Raw genomic sequence first — 19,476 nt, 5'->3', positions numbered from 1 at the left:
ACAAAATTGCCCCAATTAGGAGAGTGAGGCGATTTTGTAACGCGTTGTATTTGCTTTGATTTTTTGGTTGCGGGGGCAGGATTTGTTCAAGACCCTACCATTAAAAAATGGGTTTAAATTGATGTATGGTGCCGCAACTGCCGTTACCTGCACCTTGATTCTGCAGTGATTTGAGCCTTAGTAGTAGTCATTTTAGAGTAATGTAATCACCTTGGTAATCTATGATGTATCAACCACTTTTGGCATTGTTTTATGTCTATTTATGATACGTTAGAGATAGTGGCCGTGCTTCGGGATACATCTCCGGACACAACCCTGGCGTGAATATGAAACTCCGGCGCGGACGAATGTTCAAGTTATCGGTCATTGGTCTTTTCCTCACTCTTTTTTATGAATTATTTCAGGCGGATCAAATGCCGTAATCTTTTGAACGGGGCCGTCATAGAGTTCGACTTCAGCAAGACAACTATGGGCCGCTGGTCCCTGGCTCAGTTTTGACGTGGCAATATCCGGTGAAAGCATGTTGGGATTGCCATGCTTGCACATGCTGCTGGCGTCAGCCGGATCAACAGGATCATACCATGATCCCGTACTGATGATTATAACCCCCGGCATAACATCTGCCGTAACGGCAACGCCACAAAGACAGGCACCTCTATCATTGAATACGCGCACGATATCCCCATCCGAAAGGCCCCGTGCCTTGGCATCAATGGGGTTCATCTCAACCGGTTCATGCCCTTTTATCTTGATCGACCGGCTAAAGGCTCCATTATCCATTTGGGAATGCAGTTTTGTTCTCGGCTGGTTTGATACCAGATGAAGCGGATACTGTTTATCTTTCGCACCCAGCCATTCAAGGGGCTCCATCCAGGCAGGATGACCGGGGCAATCATCGTAAGAAAAGCTGTCCACGGTTTTTGAAAACAATTCAATCTTCCCACTCGGGGTTCCCAGAGGGTTTGCTTCGGGATCGGCAATAAACTCAGAGAGGAAAATACGATCTTCATCCAAGTCAGGTGATTTGAAGAAACCGGCTTTGCAGAAATTTTCATAGTCAGGCATATCTATATTCAATTCTGCCGCTTTCTCGCGAGATCTGTCCCAGATCCAGCACTGCCAGTCTTCTGCTGTGCGACCTTCGGTAAAGGCGCCCTCTGCGTTCATGCGGCGGGCAATTCCGGCAAGGATATCGTAATCATTTCTGGCCCCGGCAACAGGTTCAATGGCCTTATCCATCGAAATCACATAAGGATCGCGCGGAGTCATGCCAATATCCTGTCTTTCCAGCGTGGTTGTACAGGGAAGGACGATATCGGCATGCCGCGCCAGTGCATTCCAGCACCAGTCGTGTACGATGACTGTTGATGGTTTTTCCCACGCCTTACGCATACGGGAAAGATCCTGGTGATGATGAAACGGATTGCCGCCTGCCCAGTAGACAAGATCAATATCCGGATAGGTATATTTCCCGCCATCATAAACGAATTTCTCGCCCGGATTGAGCAGCATGTCGCTCACCCGGGCAACAGGAATAAAATCAGCAACAGGATTATTACCCTGCGGCAGGGGCGAATACGGCATCTTGAAGATATTATTGCCAAGATAATTGGTCACCGTATAACCAAAGGCAACACCTCCACCGGGCTTACCCATCTGCCCGAGCATGGCGGCAAGGGCAACGACTGCCCAAAAGGGTTGCTCCCCAAACTGCTGCCGTGTCAGGGACCAACTGACGGTCAGCATGGTACGTTTTCGGGCCATTTCGCGTGTCAGCGCAACGATATTGGCCTCGGCCATGCCGCTTATGCCAGCAGCCCAGGTGGCGGTTTTCGGGATGCCGTCTTTCTGCCCCAGTAAATAGGCCTGAAACCGATCAAATCCAGTGGTGTAGCGATCAAGAAAGGATGGGTCATGCAAATCTTCAACAAGCAAGGTATGCGCCATGGCCAGCATAACGGCAACATCGGTATTTGGCCGCAAGTGGATCCAGTCTTCATCAATATCGGTTTTTACATCGGAACGGCGCGGCGACAGATTGACAAACCGTGTTCCCGCCGCCGCTGCTTCCCGAACCCTGAGACGCTGAATATGCGCACCGGTTCCACCATTGCTGATCTGGCTGTTGAACGCTGGCAATCCGCCAAAGGCCACCATCAGTTCAGTGTTGTGGCAAACAGATTTCCAACTTGTCTGCAGGGCCAGCAATTCCATCAGGTTGTCCCCCAGAACATGGGGAATAATGACTTCAGCCGCGGCAAAACTATAAGTATTCTTTGATTTTGTGTACCCCCCTATGGAGTTAAGAAACCGGTGCACCTGGCTTTGCGCATGATGAAAGCGTCCGGCGCTGGCCCAACCGTAGGACCCGGCATAGATAGCCTGATTGCCTTTAGTTTTTATCACTCGTTCAAGTTCTGAGGCTGCCAGCGTTTCTGCCTCATCCCAACTCACCTCAACAAATCGGTCACTGCCGCGTTTATGGGTGGCGGCTCCCGGGCCATCGATAAGCCAGCTCTCACGAATGGCCGGGGCCGTGATCCGTGTTTTATCCTCAAGCAGGTCAATGATTGAATGGCCAATGGGCGAAGGGTCAGGATCCTGGCCAAAAGGTTTCAGCGCTGAAAGCCGTCCATTTTTAACGACAAATTCGTAAACGCCCCAATGTGAACTTGTAAGCCCCATTCTTAATCCCCACTTCGTTCACTGGTATACTCGGCATCAGTTTCTCTAGTTGGGTCAAGATTTGCTGTTCTGGGAATAGTCCGGTCCAATCCCCTGACGATAAGGTGATCCTTGTCAAAGAAGGGTGTTTCTACAATTTCGCAATCATGCTGGCTGCCATCAGGGAGTTTCAGCACCATCTTTCGGCCCACCCATTCACCAGGCGCATGAAATCTCGCATAGCCTATCCCTAAACCCAATGTTGGTGATGGCACGCCTGCGGTGATGTGACCAACCTCTCTCCCCTTATCAAGAATCATGCTTCCCGAAGAAGGGGTTGCCGTCCTGCAGGTAAGTCCCATCAGCAAGGGGCGCCTGTCCGCCTCAATGAGGGCATTACGGCCGATAAACTCCCCCTTCTCCATATCGACAAAATTCCCGAGCCCGGCCCCAAACGGGGTCATTGTTGTATCCATGTCAGTTGTATTGCCAAGGATGCCTCCTTCAATCCGACGGATGTTCATCGCCCGGGTGGAGGAAAATTCCATCCCGAATGGCTCGCCAACCCGCATCAGATGATCCCAGAGCGCAAGATGATCCGTCCTGGCGCCATCACAGTAAATCTCAAACCCAAGCTCATTGGTAAAACCTGAGCGAGAGACATAAAGTCTCTGCCCGCCGAGATCAAAGAAGCCTGACCGGAAATACCCCATATTCTCATCGATCTGACCAGCCGATGCCGCTTTCATGATATCGAAGGAGGCTGGCCCCTGGATTTGCAGCACCCGTGAATTCGGATCAGAAATCTTGACATTAAAGCCGCCACTATGCGCCATCAGCCAGGTTTCAAAAGGGCCGTCCGCCTGCACATACCAGAAACGATCTTTGGCAATCTTGAAGATAACGCCATCCATGAAAATGCCGCCCTGCGGCGTCAAGGCAAGCGCGTAATAGCCGCGTCCTTCGGTCATCGTCGACACTTTGCGGGTCAGCACCCACTCTAGAAACGGCACGGCATCTTCGCCTGAAATTTCGACCGGTTTTTCGGGCACGTCGAAAATTAATGCCTTGCGGCGAAGCGTCCAGTATTTGGCAAGATAATCTTCCCCGTTATACACCGCAAAAAAACGACCCGCATATACACCACGAACCATCCTGGACGTGTCATGTCGGTCAATGAACGGGGACTCCTCATAGCGCCTTGCGCTGATGGCAACATTATTCTCCAAGTCTTTTTCTTCCTGCAAATTCACCATTACATCGCACTTTCTGCATTAGAAACTTCTAAAAGTTTTTATGAACAACGTTGATGGGTGATTAATACTGCATATCACAAAGTAATCTTTCTCCATGCTATGGTTTCAGCACGACTCTACCCACAATTTCTCCCTCCTGAAGATCATTAAGCGCCGCATTAGCCTCAGTGAGTAACCGTATTTCCACAGGAAGCTCCATTCTCAGCCCATTCCGTACAAGCGATACCAACTCCCTAAATTCTTCCAGAGTACCCACATAGGAACCTCTGATTTGCAACATTCTGAATGAAAGTGGCGGAAGGGAGAGTTGGAACGCTCCGCCAAAAAGCCCAACATGGACATGCACACCTCCCTTTCTTAAACTGTCGAGGCCAAGTTGCATTGTTTGGGGAAGGCCGACAAAATCAAGACTTGCAGCTAGCCCGTTGCCAGATGCCGCAAACTCCTTGATTTGAGTGCTGGCATTTTTAGAACTTGAAAGGATGCTTTCATCAGCTCCTAGATCCATTGCTGCGTCTAGTTTTGCCTCATCAATATCTGCAATGACAATCCGGGCTTTACTCAATGATTTAGCAAGCATCACTGCTGTAAGACCAAGCCCCCCTGCACCAATAATGAGAATAGTGTCCTGCCTATTAAGGTCCTGGGGCATAATTTTCTTCAATGCACTAAACACCGTAAGCCCAGAACAGGCCAAGGTGCAGGCAAGAGCGGGGTTGATATCGCCATACTCAACAAGAAATTTCTCATCAGGAACAATTACATGGTCTGCATAGGCGCCATCAACGCGTGTCCCAATGATTTTAGGGGCATCACATATCTGAGGAAGGCTATTTTGGCATGGCTCGCACTCTTCACAGTTAATCCAGGGGTAAATTACAAAAGATCGGCCAAGCAAATCGGGATTTGCCTCAGGACCAACGGCAACAACACAGCCCACAGGTTCATGCCCCATGGTGAATGGCGGGTGAACACCGCGCGCCGAAATTGGAAATTTTACGCCATTTCCCAGATCAAAAAAGCCCTCACGTATGTGTAAGTCACTATGACAAACCCCGCAATATTCCACCGCAACCAGAATTTGTTTTCCTTCAGGGACAGGTGTCTCGCTATGGCGCATCTCAAGTGGTTTTCCCCACTCAAGGATCTGCATGGATTTCATGTTGCTACTCCGGCTCTTTGAATAAACTTGATCATGGCGTTGAAAAGTGGACTTCTATCATCTCCGAGCTGAATAACGCTTGTGGAATGATTGGCATCAAGGATCAACTGTTTCACCGGTAAGCGCTGGTTTTTCCACCTCTTAGCAATCACATCACTCTGCCTGGCAAATTCAACCCCTTCACTGGCTCCATAAGCAAATAATCCAGAACATGGATTTTCTGGTGTCAGAGCGTTGATCCCATAAGCATCGATTACAGACTGATCCAGAAAACCGATCTCGTTCAGAAAGGAATTTGCAAGAGGCTCAAGATCATAAACCCCTGATATGCCTACCATTCCAGCTATCGCTGGGTTGTTACATGCAACATGCGCCGCCAGATGGGCGCCGGCCGAATGTCCGCAAACAATGATATTTTCTACTTTTCCGACAAATCCCTCTATATTGTGGACAATCCAGTCTACAGCTATGCGCGCATCTTCAACAATATTTGCCAAAGTAACGTATGGAAGAAGACGATAATTCACCAGAACTACTGTTACTCCCATGGACGTGAAGGGCGGAGCAATGAAACTGAATTGAGATTTATTCATCATTCGCCAATACCCGCCGTGAAGAAAAATCAGCACTGATTGATTTTGTTGATCCTGATCTGAAGGAAAGATATCCATCACCTGACGACTAACGTTGCCATAGGAAATATCCTGATGACAAAGCGAGGAATTTCTTACAATCTGACTAAGGTTGGCACAATCAGCTAAGTTATCATCCCATTCGGGCAATCTTCCACGGATAAAATAATGATAATCAATACTGGCACGATCAGTGGCTGGCATCATTAAATCCATGGCATTTACCCCTATCAGCAAAACAGCGCCTGATGAAACAGACTTTCATAGTCCGTGACATCGAGTGAAACGGGATTGGTGGCAGAACAGAAGTCAATTGAAGCATGAAGGGCCAGATCAGGGATCATGTCGGGCGTTATGCCCATCTCAGCCAAGTTTGCTGGCAAACCTAACTTGCTATTTAATGATAAAAAGAACGAAGCAAGGTCAGATTTACAGGGGATTCCGATTGCATCTGCAATACGAGGATATTTTTCACCAGCAACAGTTTCGTTACGCTGCAACACCACAGGCAAAAGAACCGCATTCAACGTACCATGATGTAGGCGAAGTTTTTCATCTTTACCACAGGCATGACTCATTGCATGGACAGCCCCCAACCCTTTAGAGAAAGCCATCGCACCTTGTGTTGAAACAGCCATCATGCTGTTACGGGCAGCCTCGTTATTTCCATCTTCGACAGCAGCAAGCAATGCCCCTTCTCCAAGGGCTACAGACAAGCCGCAAAGCCCGATTGCTTCAGCGGTAGGATTGATAATCGGTGAAAGCACCGCTTCAATACAGTGCGTGACCGCATCCATGCCGGTTGCTGCAGTCAGCAAAGGGGGGAGCCCAATAGTCAACATCGGATCGAGAATAGCCACATCAGGCACCAGTTTAGGACTGGCTATAATCCGCTTTTCTCCATTTTCAAGGATGATAACAGCCGCCCGCGCTACCTCACTACCTGTTCCTGCTGTTGTTGGAATTGCAATCAGTGGCGGTGTTTTTCCTATAATTCTTACGCCCTGGTTCTGCGTGGTGTATATATCAAGCGATCCCTCATGGGTTGCTCGTAAGCCAGCGGCTTTTGCAAGGTCAAGGGATGAGCCCCCTCCAAAGCCAATGATTGAATCGCAACTGTCAGACCTGAATTTTGACGCAGCAGCTTCAACGGAGGCCTCGTTAGGATTTGATGGCGTTTCCAGAAAGACCGAGTGACCTGGAAAACCTGATATACGAGCTAAAAGCTTTTCCAAAAGACCTGCATTTAGAATACCTTGATCTGTAATAATGAGTGGGCGGCTTACCCCAAGTGCCAGAAGATTCTCTGAGAGATGATCAATGGCACCTTTCCCGAAAATACTATTGCCATTGTTCGCAATTGATAGAGTGCCCAAAGCCATAGCCATTTGCCTTAACTGAATTTGTCATACCTTATCTGGTTATCAGCAACATCAGCATCCTCGCGGAGCATAGATTGCGCCGCTTCAACCATTTGCGATGGACCGGCAAGAAAGTAAACAGCGTTGGATGGCGCGGGCCTTGAGACCAAATCTCGCCTCGCAACTTCATGGATATTTCCTGATGAAATATAGAGATTACCTTGAGGCAAAGGTTCAGAAGGCGGACTTTCTGAAAAGGCAACTGTCACAGATAATTTTCCATCGGCCTTGTCGACCATATCTGATAATTCATCATTGAAGAAGATAGCGTCAGGGTTTCTGACGCCAAAAAAGACACGAGCCTGCCTGCTGGAAAGATGAGGAGTTTCGATGGCATCTTCAAGAATAGCCATCATGCCAGCAATACCACTTCCCCCGGCAATAATCACAATATCTCCATCACTTTCAGGCTTGAGAACAGCCTTGCCAACCGGGCCAAAAAACCTGATCTCATGACCTGTTCTGTCGCCTGAAAACAACCATTCAGAAAAAAGGCCGCCGGTCTTTTTTCTTATGACAAAGGTCAATTGGGTTGTGCCATTGCGAGATGATCGGCTTGTCATTGAATATGCGCGCCATCCCTCTACTTCGGGGATGCTCAACAAACCAAACTGTCCCGCAATATATGTACAGGTCTCTTCAAGTTTCAGGTTGAAAGCCATGACATCATCATTCAACCTGCGTTGCCTTTGCAGTGTTGCCGAAAAATAATCCGGCGAATTGATATGCTCATCACGATCACGTAATGAGCCAAACAATTTGAATTCTGCCGTTCGGCTTACAGCAGTTTGACACATCAACACCCGCCCTGCTCCTTCAGGCAAAAAGGATTTGCCAGGGGCTTCGTCCCACATTGACAGGATTGATGCTTCATCAAGTGCCTGAGCCTGACAGGTGCCACATGTCCCGCTACAACATTCATGAGGCAAATCAAGTCCAGCCCTTAATCCCGCAAAAAGGATTGTCTCTCCGGGTAATATTTCAAACTGTTTTTGAGATCTTTTGGTTAAGAGGGTAATTAAATTTGCCATTAATAGTAACCATATAAATAATCATTAGAATTCTCATTAGGTGACATTGATTCCATTAATGCCAGGTTCACCTCATCAAGCCTTTGTTGACTGCTATAACTTCTGTGGTGGCGTGATTTGCGCTCAAGAAGCAAGGCTCGGGCCATTTTGAAGTTTTCTGTTTTGATTGCCGCTTCGATTAAAAATATATTAAATATATCGCGTTGAGCATGACTGCCGCCAATAGGTTGATATTGATATCGGATAGGCCACAGCAATTCGATCACTCGCGGATAGTTTTTTTGATAAAATGCCTCAATAGCTCTGCAAACAGGAACGGCAATATCTCGTGTCACTCGCCCAGCAAAATCATCTCGACTAGCCATGGTTTTTTCAAGGGAATCTATCTGATTTTCAATATGATCAAACTGGGAAGTGCTACCAAAAGCCATGGTGTAGTGAGGTTCTGTAAAAAGCAGAACATGATCACCAGTACGTTCTTGCGCCTTTACGGCCAGTGATTTCCATCGGTCGCCCACATCTACCCCGGCAAATTCAAGCCTCGCCAACATTGAAGCAGAATTCTGAATATCAAGATAGAAACTGGAATCATCAGGCCATATAGATGTGTCGTAAAGTTCTAGTACCCGATCGTAAGCCCCCGTTTCAAAAGCAAAAAGAGCTGTATGCCACCAAAGATGATCTTTGAACGGATTTCGATCATGCCAGGTGCCATATGGCTGATCCAGCCATGAGATCCCTGCATCCAAGTCGTTCTTCATTTCGTAAACATGGGCGACTGCATGTACAGCCCAAAGATCATCTGGATCCATTTCCACAGCCATGCGACCTAGGGATTCTGCTTTTTTGTAGTCTCCCATTTCTTCATGAGCGAAAGCCTGCATGCCCAGAAGATTTGCATATCCCGGCATGTTATCCCGCCAATTCGGAAGAACCCGTGAAATTACATCCATCATATGATGAGGGCGCCCCATCCAGAATAAAGTGAAATGCTGGAGTTTCACCGCCAGTAGATCTCGCGGCTCGGCAATTGTGATCATGTCCCAATTATAGCATGCCAATTCACTATCCAGATTTATCCATGCCCTTAATGCTGACAGATGAAGATTTTCATTTGGGGTTAGATGATCACTTAGATTACGCACATGATCAGCGCAGTTTTCAGCGGCCGGGAATGTGCTTTGCGTACCCATTGAAAGAAGCAGGTAGCCTTTGAAGATATGTGCCATTGCAAATGACGGAGCATCTTCACATAGAGTTTTGAGCTGTGGGAAAACGCTAAGTCTATATGCAAAATAATCTTTAATTATTAAATCAAGCAACTGGCCCTGTTCAGGAGTTGCCCCGCTCCACTCGAAACCAAACTGATTAGTTATTTTCATTGCTCTAGGATCCAGCCAGTTTGACAAATACTTTACCGTCTTCAAGTTTCACTTCGAAGGTTTCGATTGGAGCTGAGACAGGTGCGCTCAACGCTTTTCCTGTTTTCAGGCAAAAGCGCCCCTGATGGAGAGGGCATTCAATCACCTCGCCAACAACAACTCCTTCTGAAAGATAGGCATCTCCGTGGGTGCATTTATCGCTGGTAGCGTAGAAGTTATCATTGAACCGGTAGATGGCAATTTCACGTTTGCCTATTTCAACTGGCATCACATCTTCATCTTCAATTTCGTTAGCATTTATCGCAAACTGCCACTCACTAATCATCTCACTGCCCCTTTTATCTTCTATTCTGCCGGAGGTGATGATTTTCTAGATGGCCAGAAACCTGACATATGTTTTGTCAGAATTTCCCACTGGATCGCAATATACCCCTTTTTGACTGGATTCATTTCATGACCGACTGCCTTATGCAGGCCCGGCAGTTGATGAAAAGGTACAGCGGGAGCAAGATGATGCTCGCAATGATAGGACATATTCCAACAGAAAAAGCGTGTGATGAAATCTGTTGTCACTGTCCTAGCATATCTACGCAAATCCGGCTTCTCATCACAACCTGTATGATCAGCAACCCTTAGCATCCGAGCTACCGGAACACCAATCAAGGTCGGGATCAACCAGTAATGGAGAACAACCATTGATCCCGTGCTGATGGTGAAAACTGCCAGTGCTGCATATATAGTGAGCATGATGCGTGCTTCCATGTAGATACGTGGCAATTCTTCGTCCGGGACAAACTGACGGTTGAACGGATGCATATATCCAAGCGCATGGCGGAAGAGCCACCCTCCGTTCTTAATCCACAAGTGAATTGCCGAAACATAATAGATATATCCCAAAATTGAACGTGGAGCGGGCAGCACGAATTCAGGATCCTTGCCAGCAACCTGAGCATAGGTATGGTGACCTGCATGATCATATCTGAAGTAAAGTGGCGGCCAGATCGTAACGATGCCACAAAACCAAAGCACGGTTTCATTAATCCATCGTGTCCTGAACGCTGTTCCATGGCTGGTTTCATGGAGAGGGGCAAAAAGATGCCCGAGCATGATGCCGTGCAGAAGCATGGCAGGCCAAATCCACCATCCATAAGGTTCGGCAAGATAGACAAGAAAACCTGAAGCTCCGATGCAAGACAGCAGACCGAAAAAATAGAGTAACCCCGGGAGATCACGTCGTTTTGTAAATGACTTGAGATCTTGGCGTGAAATGATTTCGCGTTGCCGTTTGAGTAAATCAGCGTTGGCATCAAGTTCAGTCATCTATATTCTCCAAGCATATATTTCTAAAATTAGATTTTAATTGCTGCATATCTCTTATTTCTTATTCATGTGTATTCGCTATAATAAGTTCAGTCAAAACAATCTAATTGATTAATATCTTCAGCAATGCTTAAGTAATAAGATGCTTATTCGCCACCTGAAAACTTTCCTCGCCATTGCTGATACGGGCAGTTTCAACGCTGCAGCCGAAAAGATGAATATCACCCAGTCCGCGGTCAGCATGCAGATGAAAAATCTCGAAATTCACATGAATCTTGAGCTTTTTGAAAGGTCAATGCGACCTCCCAGATTAAGCAATGCAGGGGCGATGATGCTTGAGAAGGCACGAGCTATTGTCGAGATTTATGATGATTTGATGCAAATCTCTCCAGTGGCCAGCCAGATGGCCGGTTCAATAAATATTGGCACCATCCCAGGAGCATCATTTGTTTTGCCCGAAGCAATCAAAAATCTCAGAAAATCTTATCGTCAGCTTCAAGTCAGAGTATCATCAAATCTCACCAGCGAGTTAAGCAATCAGGTTCTGAACGGTAAGATTGACGGCGCCCTAATAACGCTGCCAGACAATCTAGACAAGGAATTAATAGTTCGCCCTATTCTGAACGAACCGTTAATGGTTCTTGCGCCCATTGATCAAAGCGGCAAAACTGATGTTGAACTGCTGAAGAGAAACAGCTTTATCAGTTTTAACAGACGCGCAGCTGTCAGCCGTATCATAGAAATTGAGTTACGGCGCATGAAGATTGAAGTTGATGCGATCATGGAGTTGGATACTCTTGAAATTTTCCACACGATGATTCTAGAGGGCCTTGGGGTTGGTATATTACCAATGTCTTCGGTGCGAAATCATCTGAGAGAAAAACTATATATGGTACCCTTTGGCTCGCCTCCTGTTCAACGTAAGATCGTGATGGTTCAACTGGAAAACCATCATCGCCAGCCCATGCTTGATAGGGTGTATAATGCGCTTGTGACTTCTGCACAAAAAGCAATAGTAAAGTATGATTAAATGTTGCAGGGCTGAATTGGCACCTGTGCTACACTCATTACTTAGACTAAAATGAGAGAAATACTTCTATTTCCTTGGGTGATCAGGCGGTTTTGGCGCAACAAACGGATATCTGGCCAAACCCTTAACCTGGGTCGGGCTATTCCCTGTTCTGAGATACTGTTTTGAAGCATCAAATTCTGGCTGAAAGTCCCAAAGAACAGAGGTTCCCTTCATCAATATACGCTGGACAAAATGGCGACGTTTTTGGCTGGAAATTATATCTTCCTTTAACTTTACTGGGTCCCAACGACGCAGGATTTCCTTTTCCATCTCTGCAGCTTTGAAAGCATACGCGGGATCCTGACATAAATTATTCAACTCGTTGGGATCTTCTTCAAGATTGAACATCATGCCGGGATCGGTTTCACAATAGACATATTTAAAAGCACCTTGCCGCAAAATCAGAGCTGGTGCGTAAGTCCCCTCCGCAGTAAATTCGATCATCACTTCATCCGCAAGGCCAGTCTTCTGCCCATAGAGAAGTGGCTTCAAACTGCGGCCATCAATCTGGTCTACCGGCTGGAAGGACGAGCCCGCCCCACCCATATCAGCAAATGTTGGCAACATATCAACCAAAGAAACAAGTGCCTTTTCATGCTTACCCTTCACCCCACCGGGCGCTGAAATCACCAGGGGAATGCGCACAGACCATTCATAAGGATTGAATTTATACCACATGCCGCGCTCGCCAAGCATATCGCCATGATCTGCAGTAAAGATAACAACGGTATTTTCGCGCAAACCGCTCTCATCCAGAACTTTCATTAAACGACCGACCATGTCATCCATATAGGTAACCATGCCATAATAGGCATGGCGTGCATTACGTACATCTTCATCGGTCACATCGTGCTCATCATTACGGATAAGATAATAATAGCGTTGCGACCAAGGATCTTTTTCTTCAACCGGTATTGCCGGTACGATTGGCATATTTATCTTTTCATGTTCATAGAGATCCCAGTATTTGGACTGGGTGGTAAATGGATTGTGGGGATGGGTGAATGATACGGCCAGGAAAAAGGGCTTTTTCTCTGATGATCGAGCATATTCCCAGAGTTTGACCTCTGCCTGATGGCAGGTTTCCTCATCGTAATCTATCTGCAGGGATCGCTCAGAAACACCGGCTTCAACCACCGACCGCATTGACATCCCAGACGGCGCCGGTTGGAGACCTTCACATAGCCAGTCTGGAGTCCAGCCAAAGTCAGAAGGGTATATATCAGTCGTCACACGTTCTTGAAATCCGTGCAATTGGTCCGGTCCTACAAAATGCATCTTACCTGAAAGGCAGGTAGTGTAACCGAGATCTACCAGATAATGAGCAAACGTCGGCGTCTGTGCGGGAAACTCTGCTGCATTGTCATAAGCCCCCACACGGGATGACAATTGACCTGACATCATGGAAAATCTCGACGACGCACAGATCGGATTGTTGCAATAGGCATTATCAAAAACCACCCCTTCTTTAGCCAGTTTATCAATGTGAGGTGTTTTACATACAGGATTACCATACTGTTCGAGCGCAAAAGCCGTCATCTGATCGGTTTGGATGAAAAGAAAATTGGGTTGATCTGATTTTGACATTTTATCTCTCGTCTTTCACAGCGTTGAATAAATCAGGAACTAGCTCTTTGGCAGCAACATGGTTGCCGTCCATGGTGAAAAAGTTATGAAACCCCATAAAAGGAAAAGCGGTATAAGGAGTTTTAGGATATTTCGCATTACTGACGGGTAGGGAACATTCATCACGCCAGACACCACAAAGAGGTTAAGACCATACGGAGGTGTCACAAAGCCAATCGTGGTGCCAATAACAAACACGACTCCCCAATGGATCGGGTCGATGTTGAAATAATCTGCAATAGGGGCAAGTATAGGACCAAGAATTAGAACTACTGCGGTCGACTCGGTAATTGCTCCAACCATCAGGATAATCAGCATCATCAGCAGGATAGAAACGGCCATTCCGTAATCTGATCCGATTGCTGTAATTGTATCCTGGAGAAACTGTGGCAAACCCATCACCGAAGCCACCTGCTGAAACTGAACCGAGAATACCACAAGAGGCACTATCAATCCGGTCAGGGTCGCACTTTGCATTAGGATATTTGGAATATCCCTGAATTTCAGTTCACGACTAATGAATACCCCTGCAAGCATGCAATAGAGCGTCACGACACCTGCAGCTTCCGTCGGGCTGAAATACCCCCAGTAAATGCCGAACAAAATAATCCCGATTGCGATGAACCCCAGCCATGCTTTGACCGCATTGCTCATTATTGCACTCAAACTAAATGCCTTAAAGCCAGCAGACGGTTCCTTAGCGCGCGTATAGAATACGGCCATCAAGATCAGAACCATGACCATCATGATCCCTGGAATTATTCCACCCACAAAGAGATCAACTGAGGACACATCCACAGTAACGGCATAGATAAGGAACATCACTGAAGGTGGTATGATCACGCCGACCGTTCCACCTGCAGCCACCAAAGCCGCAGCCATTCCCGGCTCAATTCCCTGTCTGTTAAGCTCGGGGCCCAACAGCCTACCCATAGTTGCCGCCGTTGCAGCGTTAGAACCGCTTACAGCTGAAAAGAGACCGCAAGATACCATTGTTGTTGCCGCCGTTGCTCCGGGGAGAAATGGCACTGTGCTTCGGGCAAAGGTTACCAATTTCTGGGAGATCCCACCAGCGGTGAGAAGATCTCCTGTTGCCACAAACAATGGAACAGCAAGGAAGACGTAGATCAAAACCGCTTCATTAGCAACAACGCCCACATTTATAAGCGGAAAATCAACCACCCAAACTGATGTTGCAATAACCCAACCTGATATGACCAGCAAGATAGGTGTACCGGTCAGAAAAAGGAAAATAGCAAGTCCAGAAATTAAATAGGTCAAATCCATTACATCAACTCTGGCTAATGCTATTTTCAGTTCTGAGTGGAGGATGGGGATTTTGTCTACGCAACAAAGCGATAAGTATCTGCAAAATGCGTATCATTGAAAAAGACCATCCCAAGGGCACTGCCGCACTAGCTAGCGCCATGGGAATGTCTGTACCAAATACATTACGGCCCAGCCGGAGGTCATTCAAGACAACATTATAGGAAGTAGTAATAACGACCGTACCGATTGTCAGCCAGATAAAACAATCCAGGATTTCAAAATATCGTCTGGTTTCGTTAGTCATCTTGGAACGAAAAGTCATGAAAGCCAACTGGTTGCCTGCGCGCAAATTGGCAGACATGGAAAACCATGCCAACCAGACAAATGCATACATCGAAACATCTGGACCCCAACCAAACTGGTCACCAGTGATCATGCGTCGAATTGTTTCAAGACTAACTATAAGTATTAGCGTGAGATAACTTGACAGCATGACAACTCTTTCAATCCGGCTTAAAATTCGATCAAAAGACAAGGTCATCTCACTACTCTTAAATTTAATAAACTCTTATACATTGAGACATTTCAAACTTAGGCATTATGATCACATAAATTAAGGAATGTATGCCCACCCGCATCCTGTGCAGGTGGGCGAGGCAGGAGAGTTAATTATGCCCACCATTTTTGCATGTTAATCGGCTTGCCTACCCAATTGCTGGCCTGCTCTTTCATTGCTCCATAAACATCATAACCACCGATATCATCCATCTGGGAGCGCATGGCGCCATACATATCCATGTTCTTTTCAACACCGCCAGCTTCGGCGAAGGCAGCCCGTTCTTCATCGGTCAACCGGACATCACGCATATCAAGTGACCTGTAATTGCTGTCTGCAGCAGGGTTGTCTCCACTACCTACGACAACATTGTTTGCAACAATGCCATCTTCATATGCCAGTTTTTGCCCTTCCCATGCGGCCTCATACACAACTTCCTTAAGCCTATCGGACATTTTGTCCATAGAACGAGAGGAAATGAATGCCGGGCAGACCCCAGGTGAGAAATTCACATCCACTGCCTGCGCCGATACTTTGGTCATACCATATCCAGCAGCTGCTGATGGGAATGTTTCCATCGCGTCAACCACACCGGATTTCATTCCTTCCAGCGTTTCCACCCATGCCAGAGGGATAGGGTTCATCCCAAGGCTCTTGGTGAAATTTTCAAACATTTCACTACCTGAAATCCGAATCTTTGCACCAGCAAAGGCCTCTGGCGTACGCATTTCATCACGATCAGAATATTTGAGCCCCATATAAATACTACGCATGTCACCATAGTAATGAAGCACCTCAATCCCGTAGGTTTTTCGCATCACGCTTCGATAAAGTTTTTCACTCTCCGGGCTGAACAGGAAGTTAAATATTTCATCACGCCCAGTCCACATCATCGGCCAGTCAATTGCATTCGAGAACGCTGCTACAAGGCTCAGGTTCGTTGACGATGCGGTACCCATATCAATGACGCCTGTGGATACCTTTTGCGCACATGCAGTCTCTGCACAAACCTGCGCCTTGTCGAGCATCTGGATAGAAATTTCACCATCACTTTTTTCTTCTATAGCTTTTGCGAGATGGTAAAAGCCAGTTGCCAAATATCTGTCTGCTTTTGGCGCCACAATCGTACCAAACCTAAGTTTGTGTTTCGCACTTGTGGCAGCTTTAGCATCTGAAACAGCAAACTTCACCAAGTCAGGCATCAGACCGGTAGTTGCAAGTGTTACAGAAGCATAACCGAGCGCTTTAAGGCCAAAACGACGAGAAATTTCAACATTTTCTTCATGGGTTAATGTTTTCTTATCCATAATCTACCCCTCCACCATTGAAATAATTTATTCATTTGAGGGAACATAATTAATTTAGACCAGAAAATATTTGTGAACTTGTTTATAAGGAAATGTGAAGATAAATAAGTTTAAGGCAAAGAAAACTTGATATGATTAAATAATTAACCAATTTCTGAAGTCATCAAAAGTTCCAAAATGCCTGTGTTTCATAAGATTTGCTTAAGTTTAAATCAATAAAATTTCGATATACTGAAGATGGGCCGCCGCATTAATACTATTTAACTAAATCAATGAACAATTTCATGAAGTCGGCTGGGTTACAATGTCATTATCGTCAAGAAATAATACTTCCCCCCTCTCAGGTATTCGGATTCTTGACCTTTCGAGAATTCTTGCCGGCCCAACTTGTACGCAACTGCTCGGGGATTACGGCGCTGATGTAATAAAAATTGAAAAGCCGGGCACAGGTGATGACACTAGGACATGGGGGCCACCTTTTCTCAAGGATGATGGAGGAAATATTTCACGGGAAAGCGCCTATTATCTCTGCGCTAACAGAAACAAACGAAGCCTTGCCGTTGATATCACCAGTGATGAAGGGGCTTCTCTCATCCACAGACTTGTAAAACATTGCGATGTTGTCATAGAAAATTTCAAGGTTGGAGGGCTTGCTAAATATGGCCTGGATTATGAAGGGCTTAGCATGACAAACCCTGATATCATCTATTGTTCAATTTCAGGGTTTGGACAGACAGGACCAAATGCACATAAACCAGGATATGATCTTCTGGCTCAAGCTTATGGCGGGATTATGAGCATTACCGGTGATCCTGACGGTGAACCCATGAAGGTGGGGCTTGGAATAGCGGATGTCATGTGTGGGATGTATGCAACAACCGCAATTCTGGCAGCCCTTAGGCATCGCGACAGAACCGGTGAAGGTCAACACATTGATCTTGCACTGGTAGATTCACAGGTAGCGTGGTTGATCAATGCTGGGACGAACTATCTGGTGTCAGGTTTGGATCAACCTCGTTTGGGCAACCAGCACCCGAACATTGTGCCTTATCAGGTTTTTTCCACAACCGATGGTCATGTAGTCATTGCTGTTGGAAATGACGCCCAATATGAGCGTTTCTGCACAATTTTACAGCGTGAGGACCTGGCGTCTGATCCTCTATATGCAACAAATCAAATGCGTCTCAAAAATCGTCAGGAATTAATCCCAATCCTTGTCGCGGAGATTGTAAAGTGGAAACGCGATGAACTGGTTGCCGCCCTTGATGAAGCAGGTGTCCCCGGTGGCGCGATCAACACAATTCAAGATGTGTTTGAGACAGATCAGGTAACAGCCCGAGATATGAAGATCATCATGGCGCATCCTGATGCCGGATCAGTGGGCGTTAGCTTGATCGGGAATCCGGTAAAGTTCAGTAAATCAAAAATATCTTATCGCCGTCCGCCACCAAGATGTGGCGAGCATACTAAAGAAATACTAGCTGAATTGGCCAAATGGGAAAAGAAACAGGGGCAACCAACATGACACAATTGAGCAAAAACCAACAAAAACTCAAAGAAACAGCACGTGACCTTGCAACAAATGTTTTTCTGCCCACTGCTGCCGAGACGGATAGAACAGAAGCCTATCCATGGGATAATATCGCAGCACTTCGTGACGCCGGTTTTATGGGCATGACAATCCCCGAGGCCTATGGTGGCCGGGGCTTGAGCTATATGGATACGGTACTAGTCATCGAGGAAATGGCGCGCGCCTGCTCGACCATGGGCCGCATCACGGTTGAGGCGAATATGGGCGCGATTGGCGCGGTCATGAAATACGGCACCGAAGCACAAAAGCGCATGGCGGCTGAATTTGTTCTTTCTGGTGACAAACCGGCCATCTGTATCACCGAACCCAATGCCGGAAGCGCCGCCACCGAGATGACAACAACCGCGGTCAAGCGCGGTGATACTTATATCATCAATGGCAAAAAACACTGGATCACCGGCGGCGGCGTGTCCAAATTTCATCTGGTGTTTGCCCGGGTGATGGAAAATGGTGTGAGCCAGGGCATCGCCGGCTTTATTGCTGTTCTGAATGAAACTCCAGGTCTTGTCATCGGTCGGCGCACTCCAGCCATGGGCGTGCGCGGCATTCCGGAAACCGATGTGACTTTCAAAGATATGGAAGTGCATGAAAGCATGGTGGTGATCCCACCATCGGGCCTGAAAAAAGGCTTTGCTGGCCTGATGAATGCCTATAACGCCCAGCGTGTAGGTGCCGGCACCGTCGCCTTAGGCATTGCCCAGCGCGCCTTTGACGAGGCAAGAGATTATGCGCTGAACCGCATGCAGTTTGGCCGCCCGATTGCCGAGTTTCAGGGACTGCAATGGATGCTGGCTGATATGTCGATATCCCTAAAGGCCGCCCGCGCGCTGTTGCATGACGCCGCGGCGGGGGCCAGCGACAATGATGGTGGCTTCCCTGACATGATGGCGGCGGCGCAGGCCAAGGTGCTGGCATCTGAGACGGCACTGAAGGTGACGCAGGATGCGTTGCAGATTCATGGTTCAATGGGCTATTCGCGCGACTTACCAATGGAGCGGCTGACCCGCGACGCCCGCATGTTCACCATCGCTGGTGGCACGGCGCAGATTTTGCGCACCCAAGTGGCCAGTTCAATCCTTGGCATAAAAGCACCGCAGACCCGCGATGGCTATGCCCGCCTGCATGACAAGGCAGCGGAGTAATTTTAAAACATGCGATGGTTTGAAATTGTTGCATTTGTTCATTCA

The 19,476-nt window shown here is 47.1% G+C and carries 16 protein-coding genes; 3 read left to right on the top strand and 13 right to left on the bottom strand.

The features are described from left to right. Window positions 1-378: 378 nt before the first annotated feature. The 9 genes from AB8880_04650 to AB8880_04610 form a co-directional block, all read right to left on the bottom strand. A complete protein-coding gene (locus AB8880_04650) occupies window positions 379-2,685 on the bottom strand; it encodes a molybdopterin guanine dinucleotide-containing S/N-oxide reductase (protein ID XDZ66688.1) in 2,307 nt (768 codons plus the stop codon). Window positions 2,686-2,687: 2 nt separating this feature from the next. Next, window positions 2,688-3,893 carry a glycine cleavage T C-terminal barrel domain-containing protein gene (locus AB8880_04645; GenBank protein ID XDZ66687.1) on the bottom strand — a complete coding sequence of 402 codons (1,206 nt, stop codon included), beginning with the start codon at window positions 3,891-3,893 and terminating at the stop codon, window positions 2,688-2,690. Window positions 3,894-4,017: 124 nt separating this feature from the next. Then, window positions 4,018-5,082 carry an alcohol dehydrogenase gene (locus AB8880_04640; protein ID XDZ66686.1) on the bottom strand — a complete coding sequence of 355 codons (1,065 nt, stop codon included), beginning with the start codon at window positions 5,080-5,082 and terminating at the stop codon, window positions 4,018-4,020. Further along, entirely contained in the window at window positions 5,079-5,930 is an 852-nt protein-coding gene (locus tag AB8880_04635; GenBank protein ID XDZ66685.1) for an alpha/beta hydrolase, read from the bottom strand. The genes AB8880_04640 and AB8880_04635 overlap by 4 nt, the downstream gene beginning before the upstream one ends. A gap of 14 nt (window positions 5,931-5,944) precedes the next feature. Continuing rightward, window positions 5,945-7,096: an iron-containing alcohol dehydrogenase gene (locus tag AB8880_04630; GenBank protein XDZ66684.1), complete on the bottom strand. Its 1,152-nt coding sequence runs from the start codon at window positions 7,094-7,096 to the stop codon at window positions 5,945-5,947. An 11-nt stretch (window positions 7,097-7,107) separates the two neighbouring features. After that, the gene (locus tag AB8880_04625) at window positions 7,108-8,166 is read right to left on the bottom strand and encodes a 2Fe-2S iron-sulfur cluster binding domain-containing protein (GenBank protein ID XDZ66683.1); all 1,059 of its coding nucleotides are present in this window, start codon (window positions 8,164-8,166) and stop codon (window positions 7,108-7,110) included. Next, window positions 8,166-9,548 (bottom strand): tetratricopeptide repeat protein, encoded by a 1,383-nt coding sequence (locus AB8880_04620; protein ID XDZ66682.1) that lies wholly within the window; start codon window positions 9,546-9,548, stop codon window positions 8,166-8,168. Before AB8880_04620 ends, AB8880_04625 begins: the two co-directional genes overlap by 1 nt. A 4-nt stretch (window positions 9,549-9,552) precedes the next feature. After that, window positions 9,553-9,873, bottom strand: a complete 321-nt coding sequence (gene nirD, locus AB8880_04615; GenBank protein XDZ66681.1) for a nitrite reductase small subunit NirD — start codon at window positions 9,871-9,873, stop codon at window positions 9,553-9,555. 20 nt (window positions 9,874-9,893) lie between these two features. Then, on the bottom strand, window positions 9,894-10,868 hold the full coding sequence (locus AB8880_04610; GenBank protein ID XDZ66680.1) for a fatty acid desaturase: 975 nt from the start codon (window positions 10,866-10,868) through the stop codon (window positions 9,894-9,896). A gap of 142 nt (window positions 10,869-11,010) precedes the next feature. On the opposite strand from AB8880_04610, the gene AB8880_04605 reads away from it, so the two are divergent. Continuing rightward, a complete protein-coding gene (locus AB8880_04605) occupies window positions 11,011-11,898 on the top strand; it encodes a LysR family transcriptional regulator (GenBank protein ID XDZ66679.1) in 888 nt (295 codons plus the stop codon). A gap of 66 nt (window positions 11,899-11,964) precedes the next feature. On the opposite strand, the gene betC is transcribed toward AB8880_04605, so the two are convergent. From betC to AB8880_04585, 4 genes are all read right to left on the bottom strand, one after another. Next, window positions 11,965-13,527 (bottom strand): choline-sulfatase, encoded by a 1,563-nt coding sequence (gene betC, locus AB8880_04600; protein ID XDZ66678.1) that lies wholly within the window; start codon window positions 13,525-13,527, stop codon window positions 11,965-11,967. A 39-nt stretch (window positions 13,528-13,566) separates the two neighbouring features. Further along, entirely contained in the window at window positions 13,567-14,853 is a 1,287-nt protein-coding gene (locus AB8880_04595; protein ID XDZ66677.1) for a TRAP transporter large permease, read from the bottom strand. A gap of 4 nt (window positions 14,854-14,857) precedes the next feature. Next, entirely contained in the window at window positions 14,858-15,376 is a 519-nt protein-coding gene (locus AB8880_04590; protein ID XDZ66676.1) for a TRAP transporter small permease, read from the bottom strand. Window positions 15,377-15,504: 128 nt separating this feature from the next. Beyond that, window positions 15,505-16,698 (bottom strand): TRAP transporter substrate-binding protein, encoded by a 1,194-nt coding sequence (locus AB8880_04585; GenBank protein XDZ66675.1) that lies wholly within the window; start codon window positions 16,696-16,698, stop codon window positions 15,505-15,507. A 304-nt stretch (window positions 16,699-17,002) separates the two neighbouring features. On the opposite strand from AB8880_04585, the gene AB8880_04580 reads away from it, so the two are divergent. Both AB8880_04580 and acdA read left to right on the top strand, forming a co-directional pair. Then, window positions 17,003-18,223, top strand: coding sequence for a CaiB/BaiF CoA transferase family protein (locus AB8880_04580; GenBank protein XDZ66674.1), 1,221 nt, complete (start codon window positions 17,003-17,005; stop codon window positions 18,221-18,223). Beyond that, complete coding sequence (gene acdA / locus AB8880_04575) at window positions 18,220-19,431, top strand: 3-sulfinopropanoyl-CoA desulfinase (GenBank protein XDZ66673.1); 1,212 nt, start codon at window positions 18,220-18,222, stop codon at window positions 19,429-19,431. Before AB8880_04580 ends, acdA begins: the two co-directional genes overlap by 4 nt. Window positions 19,432-19,476 lie beyond the last annotated feature (45 nt).

It is taken from the genome of Alphaproteobacteria bacterium LSUCC0684 (assembly GCA_041228335.1).
Taxonomy (GTDB): domain Bacteria; phylum Pseudomonadota; class Alphaproteobacteria; order Puniceispirillales; family UBA1172.
Note: the sequence above shows the minus strand (reverse complement) of the source record. Positions and strands in the feature narration are given on the sequence as shown.